Raw genomic sequence first — 14,297 nt, 5'->3', positions numbered from 1 at the left:
AATCGCGTGAATTGTGTTCTGTCCTATGGACCCCGTGACGCAAAAAATCAAAACGGCCCCTATTTTATTGGGGATACAGCCCGAAGCCTGTGCCACATTTGACGCCCTTTCCGTGACAACTTTCTACAAACTTTTCTTAAACACGCCGCAAACCCGCCCAAGTGCAGCGTCATACATGTCTCAACACCAAACAAAGGGGTATCCCCCCGAGCAGGAACGCAGACATGAAAACGAACACACGCTTTATCAAGTCCATCACACAGACCGCCGCTGACACGCAGGTTGTGATGCCATGGACACGCGGGGCACGTCGTGCCGCAATGATCGCAAAACGTCAGGCAGCATCTTTTAAAAAGGCAGCCTAAACCAAGCGACTGAGGATCAGTTTGGTAACAAGTTCCCTCAGTTCAAACCCCTCGTTCGGCTTTGCGATTCGCAAATCAGAGCGGGGGTTTTTGGTTAATTGTGGCAAACTTCGACAATTTGCCGGAAACAAAACCCCACATTTTGACTGAATTGGCGCCGTTGTGCGCATAAATGTTCACTCCTTTTTGACAATGCGCTAAGTTTTCTATGAATTTGGCCTCATCGAGACACATGAACCCAGTTCGTCTGTCGTTGTCGGTGGGGGCCGACGCAGATGTGACCAACCATACGAGGTTACTCGCATGACGACCCCTGCGGCTGCGCTTCGCCAGCCTTCTTCTTCTGCGCCATTTCACGGCCATACACCGCCCACACGGACGGCAATGCCTTCCATGCGAACATACGAAGTTGTTTCAAAACGCGCTGATGGCACACTGCACATCGGGCAACACAAAGCGCCCGCATTGCCCTTGTTCGAAAGCGCATTTGCAGCCTTCGGGCACGGCACACTGATCCAGACGACCCAGGGCGATGTGGCGATCGAAGACTTGCAGCCGGGCGAAATGGTGCACACCTCAAGCGGAGATCCCGCAGAGGTATTGTGGATCGGATCGGCCAGTTTTGTGCCTGCGGATGTCGGAAGACGCACATCGCTGACGCGGATTATGGCAGATACGTTTGGCCAAGCCCGCCCTGCGTCTTTTCTGACCGTCGGACCCTCAGCGCGTATTTTGCAAACACCTGCACATTTGCGAGGCGAAACACATGGCAAGGCAATGTTCACGTCGGCACGGGACTTTGTCGACGGGATGAACGTCATTGAAGTGACGCCGCCCACGCAAGTGCGCTTATTTCATATTTGCCTGTCGCGCCATGCAGCGATCAATGTCGGAGGACTGGAAATGGAAACATTCCATCCGGGATCAGCAGCCGTACGGTCCGTCAGCCATGCGATGCGTGATTTGTTCTTGTCGATGTTTCCACATATCTCGCATGTCAGCGATTTTGGGCCGTTGGCGCACCCGCGCGCACCAGACAACGATGTGGATCAGTTGATTTAAGAAAGTTTGCAGATAGGCTACGCCTGCTTGGCCAGCCTATCTTCCAACACATCGAACGGGACACCCGGTTGATCCTTGGCGCCGCGAATAACAAGCGATGTCTTCACACTGGCGACATTTGGCGTGGTCAAAAGCTGACCTGTCAAAAAGCTTTGGAAACTGGACAGATCGGGGGCCACGCATTTCAGCATAAAGTCTACTTCGCCATTCAGCATGTGGCACTCGCGGACCAGAGGCCACGTATCGCATTGTGCTTCAAAAGCTGACAGGTCGGTTTCGGCCTGACTTGCCAAGCCCACCATGGCAAACACTTGCACTTCAAACCCAAGTTCTTTGGCGTCAACTTCGGCGTGGTAGCCTTTGATGTAGCCGCTGTCTTCCAAAGTACGCACCCGCCGTAAACAGGGGGGTGCAGAAATGCCAACGCGTTTGGCCAACTCTACATTGGTCATTCGGCCATCGGCTTGCAATTCTGCGAGAATCTTGCGGTCAATCGGATCAAGACGTGTGCTTGCCATAACATCTCCTGTTTCGCGGTTGTTATAACACCACCCCATTCAGCGCAACAATGTTTCGCAGTCTCGCAAGAATATTTCCTGACACAAACGCTCCGCAAAATGTGTATGCCTGCTGCTTCGACAATCCATTTGTGGGGTTTAAGCGTGGGCATGGCCCCGCTATATCACTTGGGCTGCACATTATTGTTTCGGGGGGCCACATGGCTGAGCAACGTAAAACCAAAGTTTTGATCATCGGCTCTGGCCCTGCGGGCTACACCGCCGGCGTCTATGCAAGCCGCGCCATGTTAAATCCTATTCTGGTTCAAGGGATTGAACCGGGGGGGCAATTGACCACCACCACCGAAGTCGAAAACTGGCCCGGCGATACCGAAGTACAAGGACCGGACTTGATGGTGCGCATGCAAGACCATGCAGCCGCCATGGGATGCGAGATCATCCACGATATCATTACATCCGTCGATTTCGAAAATCGCCCTTTTGTCGCCCAGTCTGATAGCGGCACAGAATATGTCGCCGATGCAATCATTCTGGCGACGGGTGCCCGTGCCAAGTGGCTGGGCTTGCCTTCTGAAGAGAAGTTCAAAGGCTTCGGCGTCTCTGCGTGTGCCACATGCGACGGTTTCTTTTACCGTGGCCAAGAGATCGTTGTGATCGGCGGCGGCAACACCGCTGTGGAAGAAGCGCTATTTTTGACCAACTTCGCATCCAAGGTCACGTTGATCCATCGCCGTGACGAATTGCGTGCAGAAAAAATTCTGATCGACCGTTTGCAAAAGAACCCAAAGATCGAACCTTTGTGGTTCCATGAACTACATGAGGTCTACGGCACAGACAGCCCAATGGGCGTTGAGGGCGTAAAGGTAAAAAACACCCAAACCGGTGAAATATCAGACATCCCGGCCAAGGGCGTCTTCGTGGCAATCGGCCACGCCCCCGCCAATGAATTGGTAAAAGATGTTTTGGACACCCACATGGGCGGCTACGTCGTGACCAAACCCGACAGCACCGAAACTTCGATACCGGGCGTGTTTGCCGCGGGCGACCTGACCGATCATAAGTACCGTCAGGCCGTTACATCTGCTGGCATGGGCTGCATGGCGGCCTTGGAAGCAGAGCGTTGGATTGCCGAACAAGAGTGATAGGCCGCACCGCTTGTCCTATGGACTGTGCTGCTCTCGTGCGGGGGCTCTGCCCCCATCCTGCGGATTCCCCCGGGATATTTTTGGCGAAAAGAATGAAGCGGCTCTGTCCTTGACGGCTGAACGTCCCTTGCACAAAGTTGCATTTGAACAAGGGGCATTTCATGAACAGCCTATGGCAGGGTAATCTGGCAACACGTCTACGCATTGGTAGTGGCTTGATCCTGTTTGCCTATGCGTTTTTCCATTTTATCAACATTGGCTTGGGACTGGTGTCTCCGACCTGGATGGATGCCTTTCAGGACAGTCGTCAATGGATCACCCGCAGTACCATCGGCAGCGTCGTTTTGTATGCAGCCTTCGGTATTCATGCGGCCTTGGCCTTCGTCAAACTGGCCGGTCGTCGCACGTTGCGTATGCCTGTTTGGGAGGCCGTTCAAATCATCTTGGGGTTAATGATCCCTGCCCTTCTGATCACACACATCGTCCATACGCGTGCGGCCCATGAAATTCTGAACGTCGATGACCAAATGGGTTATATTATGGTTCTGATCCACGGCACTTGGTCGGGCCTGAAGCAAAGCCTGCTTTTGTTGATTGTTTGGGTTCATGGTTGTGCGGGCTTGCATTTTTGGTTGCGCTCACTGCCATGGTGGCACAGGTGGCAGCCTGCATTGATTGGCTGCGCCGTGCTGGTTCCTGCCTTTGCGCTTGCCGGTTTCCTGGTCGAAGGCCGTCGGTTGGTGGCCGCCTTTGCCGATGAAGACACGCAACTGGACATGATGGACGATTACAATTGGCCCGGTCCAAGCGAATTCGCCTTTCTGGTTAAAACCACCGAATGGGCTTTGACCGTTTTTGGCGCCGTCATTTTGTTGGTCGTTGGATACTACCTTTTGCGCAAGACTTTGGCACGCCGCCGCGCCGTATCTGTGAACTACATAGATGGCCCTGCAATCACTGCACCCAAGGGGCTTACCCTGTTGGAAATGTCGCGTGCCAACGGTGTGCCGCACACAGCCCTTTGCGGTGGCAAGGGGCGGTGCACCACGTGCCGCGTTGTGGTCGAGGAAGGTTTGGATTTACTGCACCCCCCCTCTGAGGCCGAAGCCAAAAGCCTTGCCGCCGTAGGCGCAGGTCCCAAGACACGACTGGCCTGCCAAATCAAACCAACCGACCCAACAACCGTTTTCCGGGTTTTCCAAGACGGTCGCAAAAGACGTGCCCATGCGACGCAGGGCGAAGAAAAAGAACTGGCGATCCTGTTTCTGGATATGCGTGGATTTACAGCCCGCACCACCGGACAATTGCCCTATGACGTCGTCTTTCTGCTCAACCGGTTCTTTGATGCGGTTGTTCCGGCTGTCACGCGCAACAATGGCACAATCGACAAGTACATGGGCGACGGCTTTTTGGCGGTGTTTGAAACTGCCAACGCGCATAGCTCTGCGCAGGCCGCATTGCGCGCGACAATGGGCATCGCCAAAGCGCTGGCATCGTTCAACGTGCAGCTCAACGCCGAGGGCCAACCCCCAGTCGCAATTGGCATCGGCGTACACTTGGGCGACGTTGTATTGGGCGAAATTGGCGCGGCCGGACACGCACCACGCACGTTAATCGGCGATACGGTCAACACGGCATCCCGCCTAGAGGCCATCACCAAAGAACACAGCGCTCAGGTCTTTTTATCGCAACCCTTATTGAAAGCGGCCGGAATTGACATGCCAGCCAGCGCCATGATCGAATTGCAACTGCGCGGCGTCGCGGACGTTTTGCTGGCGCTTAGGGTCGAAAATGCAGAAACCCTCGATACGCAATTGTCAGATTTCGGCGCGCTGCAACCGGCGTAACACCGCCAGTTTTCCTGTCTCTCGCTGATTTTCTGCAACGCAGCACGAATAATGCCCCAATTTTCATGCCATTTGCTAGACTTTTGCCACATTCGCGGTTTAAGCCCCGCGCAACGGTCCAAAAGGGCCCAACCCGAGGCAAAAGAAGAACACCATGACGATTATCAGTAATCTTGCTCCGATCCCTGAGCTGTTTGTATCCTATGATTCCGCGCAAAAGATGAAACTGGAGGCTGCAGAGCTGACCAGCCACGATCTGTCCCCGCGCCAGATTTGTGACCTTGAACTGTTGATGAACGGTGGCTTCAACCCGCTGAAAGGGTTCTTGTCGGAAGAAGACTACAACGGCGTTGTCGAAAACATGCGCCTGTCCACAGGTGAGCTTTGGCCGATGCCGATCACTTTAGACGTGTCCGAGGATTTCGCGGCATCGCTGGAAATCGGCCAAGACATCGCCCTGCGTGACCAAGAAGGCGTCATCCTTGGCACCATGACCGTCACCGATCGTTGGGAGCCAAACAAAGCACTTGAAGCCGAAAAGGTTTTTGGGGCCGATGACGATGCGCATCCGGCTGTGAACTATCTGCACAACCAAGCAGGCAAAATCTATCTGGGTGGTCCGGTCACTGGCATCCAACAGCCCGTGCACTATGATTTCCGCGCCCGCCGCGACACACCTAATGAGATGCGCGCCTATTTTCGCAAAATGGGCTGGCGCAAAGTTGTGGCGTTCCAAACCCGCAACCCGTTGCACCGTGCGCACCAGGAACTGACGTTCCGCGCCGCACGTGAAGCCCAAGCCAACTTGTTGATCCACCCTGTTGTCGGTCTGACCAAACCGGGCGACGTCGATCACTTTACCCGCGTGCGCTGCTATGAGGCTGTGCTGGACAAATACCCACAAGCGACCACGTCGATGTCCTTGTTGAACCTCGCCATGCGTATGGCAGGCCCCCGTGAAGCCGTTTGGCACGGTCTGATCCGCAAGAACCACGGCTGCACGCATTTCATCGTGGGCCGCGATCATGCTGGTCCCGGTAGCAACAGCCAAGGCGAAGATTTTTACGGCCCCTATGACGCCCAAGATCTTTTCCGCGCCCACCAAGACGAGATGGGCATCGAAATGGTCGACTTCAAACACATGGTTTGGGTCGCGGAGCGTGCGCAATATGAAGCAATCGACGAGATCAAAGACAAAGACAAAGTTACGATCCTGAACATTTCAGGCACGGAATTGCGCCGCCGTTTGGCGGAAGGTTTGGAAATTCCCGAATGGTTCTCGTTTCCTGAAGTCGTCAAGGAACTACGCCGCACCAAGCCGCCGCGTTCCAAGCAAGGCTTTACCGTCTTCTTCACCGGCTTTTCCGGTTCCGGCAAGTCCACCATTGCAAACGCTTTGATGGTCAAATTGATGGAAATGGGCGGACGCCCTGTGACCCTACTGGACGGGGATATCGTACGTAAAAACCTGTCTTCGGAACTTGGGTTCAGCAAAGAACACCGCGATCTGAACATTCGCCGCATTGGCTATGTCGCGTCCGAGATCACCAAAAATGGCGGCATCGCAATCTGTGCACCAATCGCGCCTTATGCGACAACCCGACGGGCCGTGCGTGAAGATGTCGAAGCCTTTGGCGCCTTCGTCGAAGTGCATGTCGCCACATCCATCGAAGAATGTGAACGCCGCGACCGCAAGGGGCTGTACAAGCTGGCGCGTGAAGGCAAGATCAAAGAATTCACAGGTATCTCGGACCCTTACGATGTGCCTGCAAGCCCGGAGCTCAGTGTCGAAACGGAAAATGTCGATGTCGACAACTGCGCACATCAGGTGCTTTTGAAGCTGGAAAGCATGGGGTTGATCGCCGCAAACTAAGGGCGAACACTTTTATGGAATATGGGCGGGGGGTTCCTCGCCCTTTTTCGTTTTCGGATGCCATTTTGCTTGGAAGATTTCTGGCCTAAGCATCCTGCTGCAGATTTTGAGCAGCAAGAATACGGTAGTCGCGCAGCGCGATGGCCTGTTTTTTGGCCTGCAATAAAGGTTGGCGCATAGCGTTATATTTTGCCGTATCCGCCCCTTCGACGGCAGCCACCAAGGCATCCAAGCTGTCGCAAACAATAATACCCCTATTGTCAAAATACTGCGCAACATCCGGAGCGCCCCAGTAGATCGGGACGCTTTCGCACAACAGGCTATCGATCAATTTCTCGGTAAAGTACCCGCCCGCTTGTATGTTTTCGATCACAACCGAAAAGCGGTAGGGGGCGTGGCCTTCAAATTTATGATTAAACGGCGCGTATCCACGCCCCATAATGTCCACATCCAACCCTTTGGCGCGCACCGCATCTACTACGGCATGACGCAACTGATGCCCTGCGGTGTCGCGGCGCGCTGATGCAATCAAGGAAGTCCGCGCCGATTTTGTCAGATCAACCTTCGCGTAATCCGGAACCCAAGTGCTGGCAGCAGGTAAAAAATACGCGTTTGGCAAGCGTTTTAATGTCAGGGCATCGTGGGTGAAGACACGGTAAAACCGTCGGTAAGATAGGCGCAACATCGCCAAATGCCGTGCATGGATCACACGTGGTTCCACAACCATTAACGATACTTTGGCCCGCGTCCCCCAATTCAATTTCCAATGTATGGAAGTCTTGGGAAAGACCAGCAGATGGTCATATGGTTCCAGATCCGCGACCGTGCCTTCAAGCCTTTCGGGCATGCCCAAAGGCCAATGCAGCGCATCCAGCGGCATCGCACTCAAATGCGCACCCATTTGATGCCCGTACGGCAAAACTGCTATATAGGGGTCGCGCATAAACCTCTCCTTAAGGGTTGGCTTTGCGATAAAATTGCGCCGAAATCAACAACACAGGGCGACGCGCATATCTTACAGGTGCAATCTGCCAGACATCAGCACATAGCCGGACCCGGACACCTCGACGCCGGTTATCGCGTCCCGAGGCCCCAGCACCTTTACCGTTGCTTGCCCTGGCCGGTCCAGACCGTGCCCCTGTTGCGCTGTAAACTCGGGCTTTTCAATCAACCCGTGCGCCCACAAATAGGACGCCATCGCCCCTGTGGCAGACCCTGTGAACGGGTCTTCCGGTGGGCTTGGCGGGGCCAGCAGCAACCGCGCATAAGTGTCCCCAGCAGACGTTGCCCCATCCTGCGCTACCCAGAAAGGTTCCATAATGTCGACGTCCTTCCGGCCCAGAAAATCCGCATAGCGATGCAAACCGTCAAGGTCCAATCGCACACGGTCTACATCGCCACGAGACTTCAGAACCGTGATGCAAAAGGGTAATCCGGTTGAGACGATTTGCGGAAGATGCACAATGTCCGCCTCGTCCAATCCACCAACGGCGGCCACTATATCAGCGGGAATCTTTTGACCAAACACTGGCGGCACTTGGGTCATGGTGACATGGGTACCATCCACATGCACAGGCACCAGCCCCGCCTGCGTTTCCAACACCAAATCCCCATCGTCAATCAGCCCCCGGTGACGCATGGCAACCACAGTGGCCAATGTCGGGTGGCCGGCAAAAGGTATTTCACGGCTGGCCAGAAAGTAACGAACCCGAATATCCGCGATATCTGACGGGCCGGTAAACGTACATTCCACAAGGGAGGTTTCGCGCACATACGCAAGGCATTGCGCATCATCCAAACCAGCCCCACCATGCACCACCGCACACCCGTTGCCCCCAAAGGCCTGATCGGTGAAGGCATCCACCCAGTCAAATTCAAAGCTCATGATCCGTCTCTTCCGTAGTCTCGTGCAGCCCCAAAGTCGCGGCGCAATTTTTCAAACTCAGCCTCGAATGCAGCAAATGTTTGTCCAAAAGTGACTTCAAAGGCACTGTCGCGATCCTTCAGCTTCCCCAAAGCTTCGAAGTAGTCGAACAACGCAGAAATCCCGTGTTTTCGGGCCAGCATTAAGCAAGCAAAGCGCGACACGCCGTAGCCAGCAGGCCCTTTGACGCTGCTGGATTTTGACATCTCCGACAAGGTCAAACGGCTACGACGCGCACGATTTTGATATTCAAACACATCTTTCCCGGTGAACGCTGCAATCGGCGTGACAAAATCTGTTTCGATCACTTCCGCCGTGCCTTCCACCATCCAGTTGGGACCCAACAACCAGTCATCCAACCGTTTGGACCGCCGCGCGGGCCGATCTTGTGCCAGCTGGTACTGAATTTGATGGGTGAATTCGTGGGCAAGAATTTGCGTCAGACGTGGACCAAGAGCCGTGCGCCAGGCCGCGTCATAGGCATCCGGTTGCTGCCAGCACATCAAAATATAGTTGCGGTTTGCAGCCGCCCCAACCCGTTTTTGACCACACAAACGTTCGGTATCAATCGGCTTGCGCAGGGGGCGTCGGTCCAGAGCACGCAAACCCTTCGCAAGCCGTACGCCCATGTCCTCGGGCATGTCAGTGCCCACCAAAACGAAAGGTTGATCCAGCGCCAAGCCATGTTGTTTTTCAAAGTAGGTTTCGACCTGACGGTATGCGTCTTGCAATATAGCTTGTTTGGCTTGCGCCCCGACGCCGTCCGTTTCGATCTGCGGGCGTGGGCCAGCCGATACAACCGTGCCACAAAGGCACAAGGCCAGACCGACTGCCCGCCATATCATTTTTCAGTGTAGGGGCTGCGGTGCGTAGTCATTTTGGCGAGCCAGAACATAAGCCAGACGTTCATCCGCAACCAAAGCAAGCTGCTGCCCGTCAGAAGCATGTACAGCAAACAACTGTGGTGCATCACCTGCGCTTTTACGCACTTCGGGGGGCAGATCATCAACAACCACAGGCTTTACATAGACCATACGATCCGCGTCGGCGTTCAATTCATAACGTGTGTTCATGTCTTACCCTTTCCGGATATTGATGGTTTGGACAACTGTTTCGGGCTTTGCGCGGGTCAAATCGACATGCAAAAGCCCGTGTTCCATGATTGCTTCCCCGACCTCTACGCCATCGGCCAACACGAAGCTGCGCTGAAACTGACGGGCTGCAATGCCACGATGCAAGAAGATGCGACCATCCGGGCTGTCGGACTGGCGGCCACGAATAACCAATTGGCGATCTTCGACTGTGATGGCCAAATCGTCCTCGGCAAAGCCCGCGACCGCAAGCGTGATGCGGTAGGAATAGTCAGAAGTTTGTTCAATATTGAAAGGCGGATAGCCTTCGTTGCCGGACTTCGCGGTGCGTTCCACCAGGCGTTCCAGCTGCTCGAATCCCAGCATATGGGGATAAGAGGCAAGGGTCATTTTTGTCATGCGACACGTCCTTATCATACCAAGCGACAGTCAATTCAGGTCCCGGCTGCGGCAACCCTAATCAGAATATGGTAAGAAAAATCCTACAGAACAAGGGCTATGCGCATTTAATGCATCACAGTATATTAAGGTTTCATTTCATAATCGGGATTCGTTTGTATGAACGCGCAGTCAGACATTGCCATGAAGACAGACGAAGTGTTGCGGGTCGAACTTGAAGTGTTTCGGTCCGAACATCGTGATCTGGACAGTGCTATTGCGGCTTTGGCCGAAAAAGCTGTCTCCGACCAATTGACAATCCGGCGCCTGAAAAAGCAAAAACTGGCGTTGAAAGATCGCATCGCGCGGATAGAAGACCGCCTGACGCCCGACATCATCGCTTAAAACCAATCGGCAGCGGCTTGGTGCAGGCGTTTTCTTTGGAAGAAAACGACGTGGAATTTTCGAAAAATTCCACACCCCGTTGCCTTAGTCTTGTTCCTAAGTATAGTGCGTTTTTATCGCACTAAAAGGCCGTGCCCGAATGACTGACATAACCCCGCCTGTTGGCATAATCATGGGCAGTCAATCTGATTGGCCCACCATGCGCGAAGCTGCCGACGTTCTGGACGAACTGGGCATTCCCTATGAAAAAAAGATTGTGTCGGCACATCGTACCCCCGACCGCCTTTGGGACTACGGTAAAACTGCTGTGGATCGTGGTTTGCAAGTTATCATTGCAGGTGCAGGCGGGGCCGCACATTTGCCCGGCATGATGGCATCAAAGACGCGTGTGCCTGTGATTGGTGTGCCTGTTCAAACCCAGGCCTTGTCGGGTGTAGACAGCCTGTATTCCATATTGCAAATGCCGCGCGGCTTTCCTGTCGCCACAATGGCCATCGGGGCCGCAGGTGCCAAGAACGCCGGCCTAATGGCCGCTGGTATTCTTGCCCTGAACGATCCCGCCCTGGCCCAGCGCCTTGACGCATGGCGCGTGGCCCTTTCCGCTTCTATTCCAGATGAGCCTTCAGATGAATGATCCCCTTCCCACCGGCGCAACCATTGGCATTCTAGGGGGTGGACAGCTTGGGCGCATGCTGTGTGTTGCGGCATCCCGCCTGGGCCTGAAGACCCACATTTTTGAACCCGGTGCGCAGCCCCCTGCGGGCGACGTTGCACATTCCGTGACCACGGCATCTTACGACGACGCAGGCGCCCTAAAGGCATTTGCAAATTCCGTTGACGTCATCACATACGAATTTGAAAACATCCCGACGTCCGCTCTTGATGTTCTGGAGACGCTCAAACCTATCCGCCCGGGCCGCGAAGCTTTGCGAATTTCCCAAGATCGTCTGACAGAAAAGTCCTTTTTGGAAAGCCTTGGCTTGAAAGTCGCCCCTTATGCCGACATTCCAGACATGGCAGCGTTAGATGCTGCAATGGCGACCATCGGTGCGGCCTCGATCTTGAAAACACGTCGGTTTGGATATGACGGCAAGGGGCAAGCCCGCATTATGGATGTCTCGGAGGCTGCCGATGCTTTTGCGTCTATGGCAGGTGCTCCGGCTGTTCTGGAAGGCTTTGTCGACTTCAGCTTTGAAATATCGGTTATCGCGGCACGCAGTGCAGGCGGGGACGTGACCTGTTTCGATCCCGGCCAGAATGTGCATCGTGACGGCATTTTGCACACCACGACTGTGCCTGCAAAGCTGTCAGCGTCATTGCGCACAGATGCCGTTTTGATCGCAGCCAACATCCTGAATGCATTGGATTACATTGGTGTTTTGGGAGTTGAGTTGTTTGTCACGCCAACCGGTTTGATCGTCAACGAAATCGCCCCTCGGGTGCACAATTCAGGGCACTGGACCCAAAATGGCTGTGTTGTCGATCAGTTTGAACAGCACATTCGTGCGGTTGCAGGGTGGGCGCTGGGGGACGGCAAGCGCCATTCCGACGTCGAGATGGAAAACCTGATCGGCGACGACATGAACCGTGTACCGGAGCTTGCGACGACCCCAAATGTGGCGTTGCATTTGTATGGCAAGGCAGAGGTAAAGCCGGGCCGCAAAATGGGCCACATAAACCGGATTATCCATCCATAACGCGCGACTTGCGATTGAGTGTCGGATCGACGCCTAAAAGGCGTTTACAAATCGATCCGCAATATCACCGGACATGTAACTCACGCGGCCCTGTGACAGGGTTGCGGCGACTTTGTCCTGTGCGTCCAATACAACCAGATCGGCCCGCAAGCCTGCTTTCAGCTGACCCCGATCTTTTAGCCCAAGCACGTCTGCCGGCCCTTTGGACACCAGCCCCCAAGCTTGCGCAAAATCCATTGCGCCGCTTTTGGCCAGCATCAAGGCGGCCCGGCGCGGGCTGGGGTAATGATAATCCGACGCGATGGCATCGCAATGTCCCATGATGATCAGATCAAGTGCGCTGACATTGCCCTTGTGGGATCCCCCACGCACCACATTGGGCGCGCCCAACACGACGCGGCCCTGCGCTGACTTTGTCGCTTCTGCCGCTTCAAGCGTTTCGGGAAATTCCGCAACATGCACACCCCGTGCCTGCCATGTGGCACAGCCCATTTGTGTGCTGTCGTCATGGCTGCCCATCTGCACGCCTTGGGTTTGAAGTCGGGCACACAGCGCATCCAACGCTGCAGGCACTTCATTTGTACGGCGATGCATCTCTAGCATCATGGCGAAATGAACTTCGGGGTTGCGCCCTGCTTTCAATGCCTGCCCCACAACACGCGGCGGTTTGCGCCCTTCGGCCAGCCTGTCGTGTGGCAGGTGGTCGTTAAACACAACGTATTCCACACCCCAGTCCGCAATTTTTTCGGGCAACCCGTCATAGTCATCCAACAAATGCGTTTCGAACCGCAATTGCGGGCGGATATCAGTCACCATTGCGCCGCGGGTGTCGCGGATCGCACAGAGCACCTGATCGGCAAAATCCATCGACCGCAAGCCACCTTCCCAGCTGGCGAATTGTGCCATGACGCCTGTTGTGATTCCGTTGGCTGCAAGCTCTGCCTCGGCGGCCAGCAGGCCTTCATGCATCTGTTTCATGGCACCACGTCTGGGGGCCAAGTGCCGCTCAAAGCCATCGCCATGTACGTCGATGATACCCGGCAGAATCCGAAAGCCCGACAGATCCACCCGGCGCGGCATGTTTTGATCCGAGATTACGCCATCTGTGATGCTGAGGGTCCGGTCTTCGAAACCCGCTGCGCCAAGGACATCTGCGCCGGTAAATTCAACGTTCAACACGCACGCCCCCGATCAAGCAATCTTCGCCTTCGCATCCCAACCGCGACAAAACAGCTTCGCCCCATGTCAGGTCATGGTCGAATTGCCCTTCCTTCAAAAAGACAAGTGTTTCGGTGATGACACGCAAGTTGTTCATCATAAATGTATGAGTGACCGGCAGCACAATATGGTCTGTCATGCCTTGCACACGCGTGGATGCCACGCTGACTTTGCCATCGTCGGGGCCGGGCAAAACGGACGAAAAATAAGCATTCAGCGATTGATCGCCAGCAATGACCCCAAGCGTGAAGTCTACGGGCGGCAAGCGTCGCGGCAGGCTGTCGGCCCCTGTTCCAAGCTGCCCGCCTGCGGGACCGTTTAACAATCCAAAGCCGTAAACATCCCCCAACACATCAACAACTTCGCTGCCCTGATTTGGCGGGGCCAGCATGACCACATGGTCCAATGTCGGTGCATCATTGCGGCTTAACCAATCGCGCAACAATATCCCCCCCATCGAGTGGGTGACGACATGCGCCTTTTGCGTCCCGCATGCGGCAAAGGCATCAGGCAACGTCTGATCCGCCAGCACCGACACTTTTGCATCCCGCGACGGGTAGCCGGGGTTCACAACTGTGTACCCTTCGGCCTCAAGCACCGTTTCCATGACCGCAAAGGACACATCCGTGCGCGCCAGCCCATGCAGCAAAATCACACACTCTGCCGCAGCAAGCCGGGGCAAGATCAAAAAAGTCAAAAGGGCCAATGCATATCTCATGACGCACCAGATAGACCTTCTGTGCCCTATATGGAATGGTAGGTCAGGAATTCCGG

The 14,297-nt window shown here is 54.9% G+C and carries 16 protein-coding genes; 8 read left to right on the top strand and 8 right to left on the bottom strand.

Features of this window, described 5'->3' with window-relative positions; genetic code table 11:
• Positions 1–224: 224 nt before the first annotated feature.
• Positions 225–365, top strand: coding sequence for a hypothetical protein (locus ASD8599_RS20240; protein ID WP_181364404.1), 141 nt, complete (start codon positions 225–227; stop codon positions 363–365).
• A gap of 393 nt (positions 366–758) precedes the next feature.
• Entirely contained in the window at positions 759–1,427 is a 669-nt protein-coding gene (locus ASD8599_RS04360) for a Hint domain-containing protein (protein ID WP_245925922.1), read from the top strand.
• Positions 1,428–1,444: 17 nt separating this feature from the next.
• On the opposite strand, the gene ASD8599_RS04355 is transcribed toward ASD8599_RS04360, so the two are convergent.
• On the bottom strand, positions 1,445–1,945 hold the full coding sequence (locus tag ASD8599_RS04355; protein WP_108827405.1) for an Lrp/AsnC family transcriptional regulator: 501 nt from the start codon (positions 1,943–1,945) through the stop codon (positions 1,445–1,447).
• A 200-nt stretch (positions 1,946–2,145) separates the two neighbouring features.
• Between ASD8599_RS04355 and trxB the strand changes: the two genes are divergently transcribed.
• The 3 genes from trxB (at position 2,146) to ASD8599_RS04340 (ending at position 6,810) form a co-directional block, all read left to right on the top strand.
• On the top strand, positions 2,146–3,087 hold the full coding sequence (trxB, locus tag ASD8599_RS04350; RefSeq protein ID WP_108827404.1) for a thioredoxin-disulfide reductase: 942 nt from the start codon (positions 2,146–2,148) through the stop codon (positions 3,085–3,087).
• A gap of 164 nt (positions 3,088–3,251) precedes the next feature.
• Entirely contained in the window at positions 3,252–4,937 is a 1,686-nt protein-coding gene (locus ASD8599_RS04345; RefSeq protein WP_108827403.1) for an adenylate/guanylate cyclase domain-containing protein, read from the top strand.
• A 154-nt stretch (positions 4,938–5,091) separates the two neighbouring features.
• On the top strand, positions 5,092–6,810 hold the full coding sequence (locus ASD8599_RS04340; RefSeq protein WP_108827402.1) for a bifunctional sulfate adenylyltransferase/adenylylsulfate kinase: 1,719 nt from the start codon (positions 5,092–5,094) through the stop codon (positions 6,808–6,810).
• Positions 6,811–6,895: 85 nt separating this feature from the next.
• On the opposite strand, the gene ASD8599_RS04335 is transcribed toward ASD8599_RS04340, so the two are convergent.
• From ASD8599_RS04335 to ASD8599_RS04315, 5 genes are all read right to left on the bottom strand, one after another.
• Positions 6,896–7,753, bottom strand: a complete 858-nt coding sequence (locus ASD8599_RS04335; protein ID WP_108827401.1) for a glycosyltransferase family 10 domain-containing protein — start codon at positions 7,751–7,753, stop codon at positions 6,896–6,898.
• A gap of 72 nt (positions 7,754–7,825) precedes the next feature.
• Positions 7,826–8,695 carry a PhzF family phenazine biosynthesis protein gene (locus ASD8599_RS04330; protein ID WP_108827400.1) on the bottom strand — a complete coding sequence of 290 codons (870 nt, stop codon included), beginning with the start codon at positions 8,693–8,695 and terminating at the stop codon, positions 7,826–7,828.
• The gene (locus ASD8599_RS04325; protein ID WP_108827399.1) at positions 8,692–9,579 is read right to left on the bottom strand and encodes a hypothetical protein; all 888 of its coding nucleotides are present in this window, start codon (positions 9,577–9,579) and stop codon (positions 8,692–8,694) included. The genes ASD8599_RS04330 and ASD8599_RS04325 overlap by 4 nt, the downstream gene beginning before the upstream one ends.
• Positions 9,580–9,582: 3 nt before the next feature.
• The gene (locus tag ASD8599_RS04320) at positions 9,583–9,807 is read right to left on the bottom strand and encodes a DUF1150 family protein (protein ID WP_108827398.1); all 225 of its coding nucleotides are present in this window, start codon (positions 9,805–9,807) and stop codon (positions 9,583–9,585) included.
• A 3-nt stretch (positions 9,808–9,810) separates the two neighbouring features.
• Positions 9,811–10,224 carry an Hsp20 family protein gene (locus ASD8599_RS04315; protein WP_108827397.1) on the bottom strand — a complete coding sequence of 138 codons (414 nt, stop codon included), beginning with the start codon at positions 10,222–10,224 and terminating at the stop codon, positions 9,811–9,813.
• A 159-nt stretch (positions 10,225–10,383) separates the two neighbouring features.
• Between ASD8599_RS04315 and ASD8599_RS04310 the strand changes: the two genes are divergently transcribed.
• The 3 genes from ASD8599_RS04310 to ASD8599_RS04300 all read left to right on the top strand — a co-directional run bounded on the left by ASD8599_RS04310 (position 10,384) and on the right by ASD8599_RS04300 (position 12,305).
• Positions 10,384–10,608 (top strand): YdcH family protein, encoded by a 225-nt coding sequence (locus tag ASD8599_RS04310; RefSeq protein ID WP_108827396.1) that lies wholly within the window; start codon positions 10,384–10,386, stop codon positions 10,606–10,608.
• Positions 10,609–10,747: 139 nt separating this feature from the next.
• Positions 10,748–11,242 carry a 5-(carboxyamino)imidazole ribonucleotide mutase gene (purE, locus tag ASD8599_RS04305; protein ID WP_108827395.1) on the top strand — a complete coding sequence of 165 codons (495 nt, stop codon included), beginning with the start codon at positions 10,748–10,750 and terminating at the stop codon, positions 11,240–11,242.
• A complete protein-coding gene (locus ASD8599_RS04300; RefSeq protein ID WP_108827394.1) occupies positions 11,235–12,305 on the top strand; it encodes a 5-(carboxyamino)imidazole ribonucleotide synthase in 1,071 nt (356 codons plus the stop codon). The genes purE and ASD8599_RS04300 overlap by 8 nt, the downstream gene beginning before the upstream one ends.
• Before the next feature lie 33 nt (positions 12,306–12,338).
• Here ASD8599_RS04300 and ASD8599_RS04295 read toward each other — a convergent pair whose 3' ends face one another.
• Together ASD8599_RS04295 and ASD8599_RS04290 are read right to left on the bottom strand one after the other, a co-directional pair.
• Positions 12,339–13,481, bottom strand: a complete 1,143-nt coding sequence (locus ASD8599_RS04295; RefSeq protein ID WP_422664758.1) for an alpha-D-ribose 1-methylphosphonate 5-triphosphate diphosphatase — start codon at positions 13,479–13,481, stop codon at positions 12,339–12,341.
• Complete coding sequence (locus ASD8599_RS04290; protein ID WP_108827392.1) at positions 13,471–14,241, bottom strand: esterase/lipase family protein; 771 nt, start codon at positions 14,239–14,241, stop codon at positions 13,471–13,473. The genes ASD8599_RS04295 and ASD8599_RS04290 overlap by 11 nt, the downstream gene beginning before the upstream one ends.
• Between the last annotated feature and the right edge of the window lie 56 nt (positions 14,242–14,297).

The organism is Ascidiaceihabitans donghaensis (genome assembly GCF_900302465.1).
GTDB classification, from domain to species: Bacteria; Pseudomonadota; Alphaproteobacteria; order Rhodobacterales; family Rhodobacteraceae; genus Ascidiaceihabitans; species Ascidiaceihabitans donghaensis.
This window is presented reverse-complemented; position numbering and strand designations above follow the sequence as displayed.

Excerpts from the sequence above, each read along its gene's own strand:
- ASD8599_RS20240 (WP_181364404.1), top strand. The coding sequence starts at position 225 with ATGAAAACGAACACACGCTTTATCAAGTCCATCACACAGACCGCCGCT.
- ASD8599_RS04360 (WP_245925922.1), top strand. The coding sequence starts at position 759 with ATGCGAACATACGAAGTTGTTTCAAAACGCGCTGATGGCACACTGCAC.
- ASD8599_RS04355 (WP_108827405.1), bottom strand. The coding sequence starts at position 1,945 with ATGGCAAGCACACGTCTTGATCCGATTGACCGCAAGATTCTCGCAGAA.
- trxB (WP_108827404.1), top strand. The coding sequence starts at position 2,146 with ATGGCTGAGCAACGTAAAACCAAAGTTTTGATCATCGGCTCTGGCCCT.
- ASD8599_RS04345 (WP_108827403.1), top strand. The coding sequence starts at position 3,252 with ATGAACAGCCTATGGCAGGGTAATCTGGCAACACGTCTACGCATTGGT.
- ASD8599_RS04340 (WP_108827402.1), top strand. The coding sequence starts at position 5,092 with ATGACGATTATCAGTAATCTTGCTCCGATCCCTGAGCTGTTTGTATCC.
- ASD8599_RS04335 (WP_108827401.1), bottom strand. The coding sequence starts at position 7,753 with ATGCGCGACCCCTATATAGCAGTTTTGCCGTACGGGCATCAAATGGGT.
- ASD8599_RS04330 (WP_108827400.1), bottom strand. The coding sequence starts at position 8,695 with ATGAGCTTTGAATTTGACTGGGTGGATGCCTTCACCGATCAGGCCTTT.
- ASD8599_RS04325 (WP_108827399.1), bottom strand. The coding sequence starts at position 9,579 with ATGATATGGCGGGCAGTCGGTCTGGCCTTGTGCCTTTGTGGCACGGTT.
- ASD8599_RS04320 (WP_108827398.1), bottom strand. The coding sequence starts at position 9,807 with ATGAACACACGTTATGAATTGAACGCCGACGCGGATCGTATGGTCTAT.
- ASD8599_RS04315 (WP_108827397.1), bottom strand. The coding sequence starts at position 10,224 with ATGACAAAAATGACCCTTGCCTCTTATCCCCATATGCTGGGATTCGAG.
- ASD8599_RS04310 (WP_108827396.1), top strand. The coding sequence starts at position 10,384 with ATGAACGCGCAGTCAGACATTGCCATGAAGACAGACGAAGTGTTGCGG.
- purE (WP_108827395.1), top strand. The coding sequence starts at position 10,748 with ATGACTGACATAACCCCGCCTGTTGGCATAATCATGGGCAGTCAATCT.
- ASD8599_RS04300 (WP_108827394.1), top strand. The coding sequence starts at position 11,235 with ATGAATGATCCCCTTCCCACCGGCGCAACCATTGGCATTCTAGGGGGT.
- ASD8599_RS04290 (WP_108827392.1), bottom strand. The coding sequence starts at position 14,241 with ATGAGATATGCATTGGCCCTTTTGACTTTTTTGATCTTGCCCCGGCTT.